Below are 14,307 nucleotides of genomic sequence, written 5' to 3'. Positions count from 1 at the left end.
AAAAAGATGAAAAAAATTATTTTTACAGGATTGAGCCTCATGTCTCTATTCTTGTTGATTGCCTGTGGTGAAAAAGAAACCAAACAGACAAGCAGTCCAAAACAACCTGCTGTACAACAAATCGCAGTCGGTAAGGATGCGCCAGACTTCACCTTGCAGTCTATGGATGGCAAAGAAGTGAAGTTATCAGACTATAAAGGGAAAAAGGTTTATTTGAAATTCTGGGCTTCTTGGTGTGGACCATGTAAAAAAAGCATGCCTGAGTTGATGGAATTAGCTGCCGAACAAGATCGAGACTTTGAAATCTTGAGTGTCATTGCACCAGGTCTACAAGGTGAAAAAACAGTTCAAGACTTTCCAAAATGGTACCAAGAACAAGGCTACAAGGATATTCCAGTTCTATATGATACGCAAGCAACTACCTTCCAAGCCTACCAAATTCGTAGTATTCCAACGGAATACTTGATTGACAGTCAAGGTAAAATCGGGAAAATTCAGTTCGGTGCTATTAGCAATGCAGATGCGGAAGCAGCATTTAAAGAAATGAAATAAAATAAAGAAAAAATCGCGATTGTTCGCGATTTTTTTATAGTTTTTCATTGATAAAGCGGATGAATTGATTCCACCAAACTTTTAAGAAGAAGGCTTTTTCAACTTTCTTTTCAGAGACCATTTCAAAAGATGGTTTTTCTGAAGTGAGGTAGCCTTGACCCACCAAATCTTGGTCATCATAGGTTAGAGTACCGACAACCTTGTCTTCTTCCAGTGGGGCTATTTCTGATTTTGGTGTGAATTGAAGAGCTGATGTTGTTTCACTTCCAACTCGTTGGACGATTGCAATATCTGACTTAGCAATTGCAGCTACCTTATCTTCTTTCCCATCAAGGACTGTCACTTTACTATCTTTATAGGTTTCGCCTTTCTGAACGACAGTTTTTAAAGCAAAGTTCGCAGAAACATAATCTAAAAGTGAAGAAGTTGCAGTAAAACGTGCATAAGGGTTGCTATCTTGCTGGTCTGCATTTAAAACAACCGTAATGATACGCATCCCTTTCTCAACAGTTGTTCCAACGAAAGAAGCACCGGCTTTGTCGGTAGTACCTGTTTTCAAACCGTCGACACCACCACGATAGGCTGGCATTCCTTCCAACATATAGTTGGTTGAGTGGATTTCAAGTCCTGCAAAGGTAGAAGTTGGCTTTTTGGTGATTTCCAAAACTTGAGGATAATCTCGGATGAGATTACGAGCGACGATTGCAACGTCGTAGGCACTCAACTTGTTTTCATCATCTTTTTTAGAACCGGGATAGATATTATCACCAAGGGTCTCATTATTTAAACCAGTTGTATTTACAATAGTTGCATCTTGAATTCCCCATTCAAGAAGTTTAGCCCTCATTTTATCAACGAAATCTTTCTCAGAACCAGCAATTTTTTCTGCTAGCGCAATCGCAGCACTGTTTGCACTGGATACCATTGTAGCCTCTAATAATTGTTCAACAGTATAATTTCGAGCTTCCATAGGGACGTTACTCGCCTCAGAATTGGTCGTAAGTTTGTAAGGATAGTCCGAAATATCAACAGGTGTAGATAGGCTGATAGTTCCTTGTTCCAGAGCTTCATAGACCAAATAAACTGTAACCAGTTTGGTAATAGAAGCAATTTCTACAGGCTGATTTGCATCTTTTTCGTAGAGGATTTTTCCAGTTGTAGCCTCGACAGCAATGGCATGTTTAGCAGCAACATCAAACTCCTGAGCAGAAACAGTAGAAACTGTTCCAAAAACAAAAAGTGTTATAAAAGATAGAATTATTTTTTTCATATTAGCTTTATTTTATCATAAAGAAAAAAAATATTCTCGATTTTATACTAAAGCCATCTTATCTTTTGAAGAAATATGATAAAATAAATAGAGGAGGATGCCTATGTTCCGTAGAAACAAATTATTTTTTTGGACAGCTGAAATTTTATTATTAACACTGATTTTCTATCTTTGGAGAGAGATGGGAGCGATTATTACTCCTTTCGTGACGGTTGTGAATACCATCATGATTCCATTTTTGTTAGGTGGATTTTTTTACTACATTACCAATCCAATCGTTACCTTTTTGGAAAAGAGATGTAAGATTAATCGTCTAATTGGTGTCTTGGTCACTCTCTGTGCTTTAATTGGTGCCATCGTTGTAGGTGTTGTTTATCTCTTACCGATTTTGATTAATCAGTTGACAAGCTTGATTATTTCTAGTCAAAACATCTATAGTAGACTACAAGATTTGATCATTGATTTGTCCATGAATCCAGTCTTCCAAAATATTGATATTCAACAAACCATTCAACAACTTAATCTCTCCTATGTGGATATCCTACAGAATATTCTGAATAGCGTCAGCAACAGTTTAGGAAGCGTCCTTTCAGCCTTGTTTAGTACAGTTCTGATTCTCATTATGACCCCCGTCTTCTTGATTTATTTCTTGTTAGATGGACGTAAGTTGCTGCCTATGTTGGAACGAACTGTCTTAAAACATGACAAATTAAATCTCTCTAGCCTCTTAACCAATCTCAATGCAACTATAGCGCGCTACATCAGTGGAATTGCAATTGATGCCGTTATTATCGGATGTTTAGCCTATATTGGTTATAGCGTTATCGGCTTAAAGTACGCTCTTGTTTTTGCTATTTTCTCTGGAATCGCAAATTTGATTCCTTATGTTGGTCCAAGTATAGGCTTGATTCCGATGGTGATTGCCAATGTGTTCACGGATCCTCATCGTATGTTGATTGCGGTTGCTTATATGCTTATTATTCAACAGATTGATGGAAATGTTCTCTATCCACGTATCGTTGGAGGGGTTATGAAAGTACACCCGATTACGATTTTGGTACTCCTCTTACTGTCAAGTAATATCTACGGCGTCATAGGGATGATTGTAGCAGTGCCAACCTATTCTATTCTCAAAGAAATCACTAAGTTCTTGGCGAAATTATATGAAAATCATAAGGAAGCTAAAGAACTGGAAAAATCAGAATCTATTTAGAATCAGGGGAACCTGATTTTTTTGTGAGCATAATACCGCTAGAATGAAATAAGCTTGAATTGTATAAAGAAGCAGAAGAACAGCACTTTGTAAGATTCAGATTAATTCATAAAATATGGGTAAAACACTTGCAATTTAGCAGAAATTTGATAAAATAGTAAGGAAAGTTAGACTGTATTGCCTACTGTCTATCTATAAAATATATTTTATTGGAGGCTTTTACTCAAATGGCAAAAGAAAAATACGATCGTAGTAAACCACACGTTAACATTGGTACTATCGGACACGTTGACCACGGTAAAACTACTTTGACTGCAGCTATCACAACTGTTTTGGCACGTCGCTTGCCTTCAGCAGTTAACCAACCTAAAGACTATGCGTCTATCGATGCTGCTCCAGAAGAACGCGAACGCGGTATCACTATCAACACTGCGCACGTTGAGTATGAAACTGCAAAACGTCACTATGCTCACATCGACGCTCCAGGACACGCGGACTACGTTAAAAACATGATCACTGGTGCCGCTCAAATGGACGGAGCTATCCTTGTAGTAGCTTCAACTGACGGACCAATGCCACAAACTCGTGAACACATCCTTCTTTCACGTCAAGTTGGTGTTAAACACCTTATCGTCTTCATGAACAAAATTGACTTGGTAGACGACGAAGAATTGCTTGAATTGGTTGAAATGGAAATCCGTGACCTCTTGTCAGAATACGACTTCCCAGGCGACGATCTTCCAGTTATCCAAGGTTCAGCTCTTAAAGCACTTGAAGGTGATACTAAATACGAAGACATCATCATGGAATTGATGGATACTGTTGATGAGTACATCCCAGAACCAGAACGTGATACAGATAAACCATTGCTTCTCCCAGTCGAAGACGTATTCTCAATCACTGGACGTGGTACTGTTGCTTCAGGACGTATCGACCGCGGTACTGTTCGTGTCAACGACGAAATCGAAATCGTTGGTATCAAAGACGAAACTAAAAAAGCAGTTGTTACTGGTGTTGAAATGTTCCGTAAACAACTTGATGAAGGTCTTGCCGGAGATAACGTAGGTGTACTTCTTCGTGGTATTCAACGTGACGAAATCGAACGTGGACAAGTTATCGCTAAACCAGGTTCAATCAACCCACACACTAAATTCAAAGGTGAAGTCTACATCCTTACTAAAGAAGAAGGTGGACGTCACACTCCATTCTTCAACAACTACCGCCCACAATTCTACTTCCGTACTACTGACGTTACAGGTTCAATCGAACTTCCAGCAGGTACTGAAATGGTAATGCCTGGTGATAACGTGACTATCGACGTTGAGTTGATCCACCCAATCGCCGTAGAACAAGGTACTACATTCTCTATCCGTGAGGGTGGACGTACTGTTGGTTCAGGTATGGTTACAGAAATCGAAGCTTAATTCGATTAAGTTCCCAGAAGAACAATTATTTAAGTCAGACATTAAAAGAATCTTGCTTTGCAAGGTTCTTTTTTTAGTTCTTGATTTATTTAAAGTGCTCCTACTCTAGCAGTATAATCGTTTTTTTGGTATAATAAAAGTTATGGAAATCGAAAAAACCAATCGCATGAATGCGCTTTTTGAATTTTATGCTGCGCTTTTGACAGACAAGCAGATGAACTATATTGAACTCTACTATGCTGATGACTACAGTCTTGCTGAGATTGCTGAAGAGTTCGGTGTCAGTCGTCAAGCTGTTTATGATAATATCAAGCGGACGGAAAAGATTCTAGAAGATTACGAGATGAAATTGCACATGTATTCGGACTATATTGTCCGCAGTCAGATTTTTGACCAGATCTTGGAGCGTTATCCCAAGGATGACTTTCTGCAGGAGCAGATAGAAGTTTTAACAAGCATTGATAATAGAGAATAAGTGTGGGAAGTATAGTCATCTACAAAGGTATACCCTGTACACTATTAGCTGCTGAGGACCCTTTTCCCATAAGACTACAAATCCTCTCACCTGATTCTATCTCCCGAGCTCTTCAAGAGGGATTTAGCTGTTGGGGATATCCAAATGGGATAATGAAAGAAGTCACTCCAGAAGAACTTGTTTGTTTACAAGATTTTGGACGTTTTCCACCGAATTAATGAAACATAGGAGAAAAAAATGGCATTTGAAAGTTTAACAGAACGTTTGCAGAACGTCTTTAAAAATCTACGTAAAAAGGGAAAAATTTCTGAGGCTGATGTCCAAGAAGCAACCAAAGAGATTCGTTTGGCCTTGCTGGAAGCTGACGTTGCCTTGCCTGTTGTAAAGGATTTTATCAAGAAGGTTCGTGAGCGTGCAGTAGGGCACGACGTCATTGATACCCTTAATCCAGCACAACAGATTATCAAAATCGTTGATGAGGAACTGACGGCTGTTTTAGGTTCCGATACGGCAGAGATTATCAAGTCACCAAAAATTCCAACCATTATCATGATGGTCGGTTTGCAGGGGGCTGGTAAAACGACATTTGCTGGTAAGCTGGCTAATAAACTCAAGAAGGAAGAAAATGCTCGTCCTTTGATGATTGCGGCAGATATTTATCGTCCAGCAGCCATCGATCAGCTGAAAACACTTGGACAACAGATTGATGTTCCTGTCTTTGCACTTGGAACAGAGGTTCCAGCTGTTGAGATTGTTCGTCAAGGTTTGGAGCAAGCACAAGCCAATCATAACGACTATGTCTTGATCGATACGGCAGGTCGTTTACAGATTGATGAACTTCTCATGAATGAGCTTCGTGACGTAAAAGCATTGGCCCAACCAAACGAAATTCTACTTGTAGTGGACGCCATGATTGGTCAGGAAGCGGCTAATGTTGCCCGTGAGTTTAATGCTCAGTTAGAAGTGACTGGTGTTATCCTTACCAAGATTGATGGGGATACTCGTGGTGGTGCGGCTTTGTCTGTTCGCCACATCACTGGTAAACCTATCAAGTTCACTGGTACGGGTGAAAAGATTACAGATATCGAAACCTTCCACCCAGACCGTATGTCAAGCCGTATCCTTGGTATGGGGGATATGCTGACCTTGATTGAAAAAGCTTCTCAGGAATACGATGAGCAAAAAGCCCTTGAAATGGCTGAGAAGATGCGTGAAAACACCTTTGATTTCAATGATTTCATCGATCAATTGGATCAGGTGCAAAACATGGGGCCGATGGAAGACTTGCTCAAGATGATTCCAGGGATGGCTAACAATCCAGCTCTTCAAAATATGAAGGTGGATGAGCGCCAGATTGCGCGCAAACGTGCCATCGTGTCTTCTATGACTCCTGAGGAACGTGAAAATCCTGATTTGTTAAATCCAAGTCGTCGCCGTCGTATCGCAGCAGGTTCTGGAAATACCTTTGTCGAAGTCAATAAATTCATTAAGGACTTTAATCAGGCCAAACAGCTCATGCAAGGGGTCATGTCTGGTGATATGAACAAGATGATGAAGCAAATGGGAATCAATCCAAATAACCTTCCTAAAAATATGCCAAATATGGGAGGAATGGATATGTCTGCCCTTGAAGGCATGATGGGACAAGGTGGAATGCCGGATATGTCGGGTCTCGGAGGAGCAGGCATGCCAGATATGAGCCAGATGTTTGGTGGAGGACTTAAAGGTAAAATTGGCGAATTTGCCATGAAACAGTCTATAAAACGTATGGCCAACAAAATGAAAAAAGCGAAGAAGAAACGCAAATAAAAAAGGAAAGCAGAAGTGCTTTCCTTATTATTATGTGACTATTAGTCCGTCTCGCTCCGTAAGGTGCGAGACAAATAAACCACCCGTTAGACATTATAGAGTATATTATTGTTGTTTAGGTAGAATAAAACAGAGGCGGAAAATATAAATACTTATTTTCATTTTATTGAAGTATATTATCTTAGTTACACAATATATAAGTAATTTTACATTTACTAAATTAAAATATTGTTTTAGTGTCAAATAGTCATTGTTGATGGTATAATTTAAGAGAAGTTTATATAAGGGAGTTTTTATTATGGTTATTAATAATATTAATTTAGTTATACCCAACGATATTCAAAAGGGCTTAGAATTAGGTATATACAAACAATTTGGTTCTGTTATCAGAAATAATAAGGGACAGATTATTAAACATCTCAAAGCTGTAGATTTTTCTAAAGATACTGCAAATAAATTGATCGGCAATAAGGCTATAAAAGTTGGACTAATAGGTGCAGGAGTTTTAGCTGTAGGAGGAGTTGGTTATTACGGGTATCGTAGTATTCAGATGAATAGTGTATCAAAATCTTTAATAAAGAGGTTAACTCAGTATTTAATTACCGCTCAAAAAGGTGAATTGACTGAGAAAGATATTGATAAGTTTTTAAATTTCTTAAATAAAAATGAATCTCTGCTAAAGAAATTAGAATTAGATACCTCTCTTGATGAATTATTTGAATTGGTTAAGACTTATACAGAGAAGTTCGCTGAAGCAAACAACTATATATATCATAATGAAACTAAAAGAAAAACTAATCGTAACGACAAAATTATTAATCTAAAAGAATATCTTAAAGTACAAAAGAACATATACAGTTCAGAAGTAATTTAGTTATTTTAATTCTATAATTTGAGATGCTAAAAAAGTTTCAAATCTAATTTCTGAAAATAATTTTTAAAAAAGTATTTTCATTCAAATCATATTTTTTCAATTATAAATGATTTATCAGAATACGAAGTGGTGGAAAAAATATTAGAGTTCTGGTTAAGAAATATTCTGATGCAGTAATTAAATTAGCTGATAAATTCGGCTATTTAAAATATGAGTTAGAAGAGCTTACAAATTGGGCTTCTATTAAAGTTGATGGATCGTTTTAGACAAGCGTTCACCGATGCAGCAACGCAGTTAAGTAAAGAAAAACAATATTACGAGTTTTCTTGGGATGATGAAGCTTTTGGGTTGACATAGCCCTCAATGCATGGTAGGAAAACAGATAAATGAATATTGTCAAAGAATATGTGTCTGAGTGGGGACTAGATAGTTAACGATTTGCCAAATCACTAAAAGCCTATGACTTAAAAAAATTGGATGAAATTCCCTTTCGTGAAGATCTCGTAAAAACACTTGATGCAACTAAAGCAACAAATCAATCTGCCGGAGCAAATTTAAACTCAACATAGAAATTAATAAAATTTTTCCAAGTTAGATGCAAGAAGTGAAATTAAAATTTAAGTAATAGTGTCAATATCAAGGTGATTTTTGATTTCTTTTTAGAATCAAAATAATAGACTTAAGTTATAAAGGTGGAAAAATATAAATTCTTCCACGTTTTGAAGGAAACATGTAGAATTCAAAAGAACATTTAGAGCGTCTCATCTCTATCTATACTATGATAAGGTTTTTCATTACTGGTAACACTTTTCAAAACACCAACATTAGATTGCAAGAAATACAATTTAGTTCTACTAATGTCTCTTTGAAAATATTGTTGGAAAATGTCAGAGTGTCGTTTACTATGACAAATAGTTTTTTGATATTAGTTTCTCTTAAATTTTTTATGTGACTATAATAATAAAATAACGAATAGTTGAGCTTAAAAATTCTAAAAGTTAATTAATAGTATGCAAATGGTTGTGAGAAGAAGGTTTCAAATGAATTAAGTTTCTAATTTGCCAAAATAGCTAACTATTCGGACTAAATATATTCAGAAAGATGCTATTTGTATCCAAATTCTTTCAGGGCTTTTTTTACGCATCGCTATTTTTTGTAGTATTCATATTTTACTCCACTAATATCGGCAGTGAACACACCCTCTTTAAATGTTCTATTTAGCATTTGTGATCCCATTAGTTCTATTGTTCCATTTTTGAGGATTAATAACAAAATTATCAGCTTCACCACTATTAATTGTTCTTATATTTCCTGAAATAGTAAACGCTCGTTCATTTCTATTTTTATTAATCCCGTAATATTCACCATCTAATGCTTGATTGTTTTCACTAAAACATAATGCAAGTAATACAATTGAAAACAGTAAAAATAACACGGCAATAAATTTTTCATATTCTATCCTCCTTAATTGAAGGTATTATAACAAAATAGCATTACATAATTGCTGCAGATAAATGTCTGTTATAACAGCAAGAATTTCACTTAATACAGTTGACAAAGTTTAATTGTTAAATTATTATTTGAGTATATTTAAAAAATTACTTAAGATGTTTATTATTAGTAAGTTAGCATTTTTAATATAAATTGGAAGGACTTAGGTCATGTTTTTAAAAAAAGTAGAGTACTGGAACTTTCGTAAGTATAAGTCACTAGATGATTCACCAGGGTTAACTGTAACATTTCATAAGGGGATGAATTTAATAGTTGGTGAGAACGATGCTGGGAAGACAGCAATCATTGATGGTTTGAAATTATTGCTAGGTACTTTGAGTGATGAGTACGATAAAATTTTAGATACAGATTTCTATACGCAAGATGGTAAAGATTTTAATGAAGATTTTAAAATAATAGCTTATTTTACTGATCTCTCAGATAAAGAATCTGCTGCATTTTTAGAGTGGCTTTCATTCGATGAAGGTAATACACCTCAATTAAAAGTGACTCTAAAAGTTAATAAAAAGAAGGGTTCTAACGGTAACAATTATTTTGAACGGAAAATTTATGGAGGAGATAATCATTCAGAGACTATTATAGATAGTGATGCAAGACAACTTCTAAAAGCTATCTATTTAAAACCATTAAGAGATGCTCAAAAGGAATTACGTCCAGGTAAGTATTCTCGACTAACTAATATTCTTTCTGCTCATCCTAAAATTAATGAAAGTGGGAAGCGAGAACTTTTGGCTATTGTTGGTAATGCAAATGACGAAGTGAAAAAATTTTTCTCCGATGAAAATCATAATGTTGTTGAGTCAATCATTGATCAGTTGGAAAAATTTTATGATAGAAATGATGTTGAAAAAAGTAAGGTAGCATTTAATATGTCGGAGTCTAATATTGCTTCCATACTATCTCGTCTAAGTTTGGATACTGAGAGTGTCAATTTAGGATTAGGGAATTCCAATCTATTATATATTGCGGTTGAATTGCTTTTGATGCACGATGGTGATGATTATATTGGTCCTAGAATTGCTTTAATCGAAGAAATTGAGGCACACCTACATACTCAAGCACAAATTCGGTTGATTAAACATATGGAGAAAAATACCCAGACTCAATTTATTTTAACTACTCATAGCAACAATCTAGCTTCTTCTATTAATCCTAAGAATCTAATCTTACTGCATAACAATAAAGCTTTTTCGATGGCAGAGACAGAAACTATGTTACAGAGCGAAGATTATGAATTTTTGGAAAGATTTTTAGACGCGACAAAAAGCAATCTGTTTTTTGCTAAAGGATTGATCCTTGTGGAGGGGGATGCAGAAAATTTGCTTTTACCTGCGTTAGCTGAATTAATTGGATACCCTTTACATGAGTACGGTATTTCAATAGTAAATATTGGTAACACTGCATTTGAAAGGTATATCAAACTATTCTCAAGAAAGAATAGAGATAGGATTGATTTACCTATTTCTATTGTTACTGATGTAGATGTTAGACCGATTGAATATTATAATGATAAAGGTGAAGACAATCAAATATATGTTATAAGTGACGAGGAAGAATTGAAACATATTTTGTCAGACTTTAACACGACCTCTGATTTAGAGATAGACGAACCGCCATTTGGAAAGTTATTTTCTACATACAATAATTTAATTAAAGAATTTGATTTTCTGAAAAATATAGATAAAAATAAATTAGAATCAAAAGTATGTAAGGAGCTTGATGAAGATATTATTAAAAGTTTGGTAGAAATGAAGAGGGGAAGTATTATCAATAAATATGAAAGCTATAATTCTCATCATAAAGTATTTATTACACCTGAATGGACGCTGGAGTATAGTTTAGCAAAAAGTCCTCTTGTGAAATTACTCTGGAAATCAATTCATGAAACAAGATACAAGAACCCTTACAGCACTGTTAATCAAAATAAGTTTGATGAGATAAATAATCAGCTTACCACTAGTGATGATATAATCAGTTCCGAACTAGCTTATGATATCTTTAAACCTTTAAATGATAAGAAGGTCTCTAAAGCAATTGTTGCTCAAAAATTAGCGATTGAAATTGGGAAATTAGCCAGTGAGGATAAAGAGCAACTTAAAACAAAAGTGCTTTCCAATGACTACACTCAATATCTAGTGAATGCGATTAAACATGCTTCTCAAATCAATGAAGAAGAGGGAGGGACTGATGAATGAATTAATAGCATTAATTGAGAAAAGTTTACTACCATCTGGATGTCATTTTTCCGAGGAACAAAAGGATGTCATTTTACACAACGATACAATGGACGTTGTCGCTGGACCTGGAACTGGAAAAACAACAGTATTAACTGCACGTGTTAAAATATTACTTGAACAATTGAAGGATTCAGGACAAGGAATTTGTGTACTTACTCACACTAATGTTGCTGTGGATGAAATAAAATCAAGTTTAAGAAAACTCGGGATTGAAGACATAAAAAATCCTCACTTTATTGGAACTATTCAAGATTTTTTCAATACATTTTTTGCTAAGAAAGCGTTTCATTTAATTCTTGGTGATAAAAAAATGCGAGTACTTGATGATGATATATTTCGTGAGAGATTTGATAAGCAATTTGAATTCAGAAAACCAGATTCTTACCAAGATGACTGGACGTATCCTAATCCTGGGAATTGGGAGATAAGATGGAATTTTGATAATTTAGACCAGGTAGCTTCAATGATTGAGCGAAAAATGTATAACAAAGCTTTTAATGATAGCATTATTTGGCTTTTTAAGCAAGGGATAGTCACAAATCATTGTTGCCTAGAACTGTCTAAATGGTATATTGAACAGCATAATGAGATATTTAGAAATATAATCTCAAAAAGATTCACTTATTTATTATTGGATGAAGTGCAAGATACTAGTCAATTTCAATTTGAATTAGTCCAATCGTTATTTGATAAAACTTCTGTGACCATTCAAAAATTTGGGGATCCATATCAAGCGATATATAATATTTGGGATGGTGATACGGAATTAGCTTGGGAAATCGATGACTCTAAGGAAAAGCGTATTTCAAAAACATCGCGATTTGGCGAGTCTATTGTAAATATAGTGAAAAATGTTTGTGTGAAGAAGTATGATGATTTGGAATCAGATTCTAAGAATAATTCCTTCCCTCCATATTTTATTGTATATGATAATGGCGATGATTTAATTAATAAATATTGTTCACTGATTGATAGATTAGAAAAAGGAAATGAAACTTTTAAGAACTCACCAAAGTCTAAAGTTATTGTCTCAGCACAGCACAAGGATTTGGAAAATATTTTTGGTGAAAGATACCAACGTGTTGTTGTAAAGGATCTAAATTACAGGGGTGATTTAGACTTATTTTTGGATATATGCTTAAAAGAATTATCAAGAAATTTTGAAGATAACTTTGAAGATAGATTGAAAGAAGATGGTTTTAGAATAAAGATATTTAAAATTATTAAAAATCTGAGAAATGAAGATGATGAGAAAATAATCGATGGATTGAGTGCACTTCTTGATGAACTCATAGATGATGAGGGATTATTTCAAAATAAAAATACCTTATGTAATGAGATTAAGAATAAGTTGCAAAATAATTTTTCTAAAAACATACAAATTCAAACTAATGTGTCGGTAGATAATGCAGGTAAAGACATAAGATTGGGGACTATCCATTCGGTAAAAGGGGAAACTCACAAAGCAACTTTACTGATGTTGAATTCAAAATTTACTACTGGGTATGCGGATACCTCACCTAGCTACTCTATACTTCAATTGCTCGAAAAATATTTGAGTAAGAATTATGTAGAACTACCGGAAGATAAAAATGATGAGGAGAAGGAAACGGAAAAAGCTCTTAAACTCGCATATGTTGCACTAAGTAGACCAACTCACTTAGTCTGTATCGGAATTCCAAACAATCAAATTGAGAATGAACCAACTTTAATACAAGATTTATTAGATGCCGGATGGAAACAATATATAGATCAAGATGTGATTTAATATCAAAATTTAACAGAGCATCTTGTATAATACGAGGGTCTTTTTAAGTTATCGAATTACAGTTTCGTGAAAATATAAATATTTTGGGAAGTCAAGATCTTGTTGTTATTTATGATATATTTATACTGTAATTATATCCTTTGGATGTCCAACAGGTTCATGAACATTCTAACGATTTCTTGAGACGCAATGGACTTCCAAAGAAGATGGATTTCAGTGGACTTTCTCAAACATTCTTACATCTCTAGCTGATAAGAGAATTCGAATCTCAAGTAAATTCTTGAACAACAAAACTCCCTATCAAGTTTTTCTGAGCTAGGTAAAATTGTCTAACTTAATTTGATAAATGATGAATGATAAAGGAATAGTAATGAAACTAATTTATAGGACAAAAACTCATAAACCCAATAATTACGAACGCTTTCACAATGAATATTATCAAAAGGGAGATATCATTGAAAAATATACCATTTCAAGCACACGAGTACCAGGTCGTCTAGAAAAAGGTGAAACCAGAAGAATAGATGGTGAAAAGTTGAGTGCGTCTTGGCATATCCAAGATCCTAATATGCCACAATGGCTGAAACAATATATATTCAATACATCAAAAACTCATATTGAGGACCTGATAAATGAATTACAGAAAGATGGATATCGTGTGCATGCATGTGATGATGAGCCTTTACTTATCTTTAAAGAAAAGATTGTTAAAGTTTTCATTGATCAGGTATGGATAGATATTATTCCTTTGATAAAACTATATTATAATAGGAAAAAAGTCTCAGACAAATTACTCGAACAGTTTGAGAAAGATTGGCTTGATCTTAATGTCTCTTATCAACAACTGTTAGATAAACAAGAGGAAGCGAACTTACTCAAAAAAAACGAGAAATACGATAAATTTTATCAAAAATACTATGAATCCTACAACTCAGAAAAAGCAGCTGGTGAATTAAATAGATTTTTGTTAGGTATTATTTCTAATACAGAGGGTACTGAGAAGGAATATTTTTCACAATTACTGGAGAAGGTTCAAAAACAAGACTTAACGCCTGAACTTTATGCTGATATCTTAGCAACTATATTTTCTCGAGAAAAATCTAAGATTCACTAAAATGGTGTATTTCTATTTTAAGTATATATACTATCGTCACTCCTAAATAAATTTTGCTT

At 34.7% G+C, this 14,307-nt stretch carries 12 protein-coding genes and 1 pseudogene; 11 read left to right on the top strand and 2 right to left on the bottom strand.

The features are described 5' to 3' along the window. The first annotated feature begins 6 nt into the window (after positions 1–6). Positions 7–552 (top strand): thiol-disulfide oxidoreductase-associated lipoprotein SdbB, encoded by a 546-nt coding sequence (gene sdbB, locus B7725_RS07020; RefSeq protein WP_084875351.1) that lies wholly within the window; start codon positions 7–9, stop codon positions 550–552. 34 nt (positions 553–586) lie between these two features. On the opposite strand, the gene pbp3 is transcribed toward sdbB, so the two are convergent. Further along, positions 587–1,822: a D-alanyl-D-alanine carboxypeptidase PBP3 gene (pbp3, locus tag B7725_RS07015; protein WP_084875349.1), complete on the bottom strand. Its 1,236-nt coding sequence runs from the start codon at positions 1,820–1,822 to the stop codon at positions 587–589. A 103-nt stretch (positions 1,823–1,925) separates the two neighbouring features. Here pbp3 and B7725_RS07010 point away from each other — a divergent pair, with 103 nt between their 5' ends. The 6 genes from B7725_RS07010 (at position 1,926) to B7725_RS06985 (ending at position 7,617) form a co-directional block, all read left to right on the top strand. Beyond that, on the top strand, positions 1,926–3,035 hold the full coding sequence (locus tag B7725_RS07010) for an AI-2E family transporter (protein WP_000489824.1): 1,110 nt from the start codon (positions 1,926–1,928) through the stop codon (positions 3,033–3,035). Between the two features lie 227 nt (positions 3,036–3,262). Continuing rightward, positions 3,263–4,459: an elongation factor Tu gene (gene tuf / locus B7725_RS07005; protein ID WP_001040715.1), complete on the top strand. Its 1,197-nt coding sequence runs from the start codon at positions 3,263–3,265 to the stop codon at positions 4,457–4,459. A gap of 142 nt (positions 4,460–4,601) precedes the next feature. Continuing rightward, entirely contained in the window at positions 4,602–4,934 is a 333-nt protein-coding gene (locus tag B7725_RS07000) for a putative DNA-binding protein (RefSeq protein WP_000402068.1), read from the top strand. Between the two features lie 2 nt (positions 4,935–4,936). Next, entirely contained in the window at positions 4,937–5,152 is a 216-nt protein-coding gene (locus B7725_RS10260; RefSeq protein WP_084875347.1) for a 2-oxoglutarate:acceptor oxidoreductase, read from the top strand. Positions 5,153–5,171: 19 nt separating this feature from the next. Further along, positions 5,172–6,743: a signal recognition particle protein gene (gene ffh, locus B7725_RS06990; RefSeq protein WP_084875345.1), complete on the top strand. Its 1,572-nt coding sequence runs from the start codon at positions 5,172–5,174 to the stop codon at positions 6,741–6,743. Between the two features lie 298 nt (positions 6,744–7,041). After that, positions 7,042–7,617, top strand: coding sequence for a hypothetical protein (locus B7725_RS06985; protein WP_057489037.1), 576 nt, complete (start codon positions 7,042–7,044; stop codon positions 7,615–7,617). Between the two features lie 1,213 nt (positions 7,618–8,830). On the opposite strand, the gene B7725_RS06975 is transcribed toward B7725_RS06985, so the two are convergent. Then, on the bottom strand, positions 8,831–9,052 hold the full coding sequence (locus B7725_RS06975; protein WP_345788701.1) for a hypothetical protein: 222 nt from the start codon (positions 9,050–9,052) through the stop codon (positions 8,831–8,833). 226 nt (positions 9,053–9,278) lie between these two features. Between B7725_RS06975 and B7725_RS06970 the strand changes: the two genes are divergently transcribed. From B7725_RS06970 to B7725_RS06960, 4 genes and pseudogenes are all read left to right on the top strand, one after another. Continuing rightward, positions 9,279–11,324 (top strand): ATP-dependent nuclease, encoded by a 2,046-nt coding sequence (locus tag B7725_RS06970; protein ID WP_084875344.1) that lies wholly within the window; start codon positions 9,279–9,281, stop codon positions 11,322–11,324. Further along, positions 11,317–13,134 carry a UvrD-helicase domain-containing protein gene (locus B7725_RS06965; RefSeq protein ID WP_084875342.1) on the top strand — a complete coding sequence of 606 codons (1,818 nt, stop codon included), beginning with the start codon at positions 11,317–11,319 and terminating at the stop codon, positions 13,132–13,134. Before B7725_RS06970 ends, B7725_RS06965 begins: the two co-directional genes overlap by 8 nt. Positions 13,135–13,289: 155 nt before the next feature. Next, positions 13,290–13,453: pseudogene (locus tag B7725_RS10300) on the top strand (IS30 family transposase); the annotation flags it as partial. Positions 13,454–13,504: 51 nt separating this feature from the next. Then, entirely contained in the window at positions 13,505–14,248 is a 744-nt protein-coding gene (locus B7725_RS06960) for a hypothetical protein (protein WP_057489040.1), read from the top strand. Positions 14,249–14,307: the final 59 nt, after the last annotated feature.

The organism is Streptococcus oralis subsp. tigurinus, assembly GCF_002096275.1.
GTDB classification, from domain to species: Bacteria; Bacillota; Bacilli; order Lactobacillales; family Streptococcaceae; genus Streptococcus; species Streptococcus oralis_CN.
Note: the sequence above shows the minus strand (reverse complement) of the source record. Positions and strands in the feature narration are given on the sequence as shown.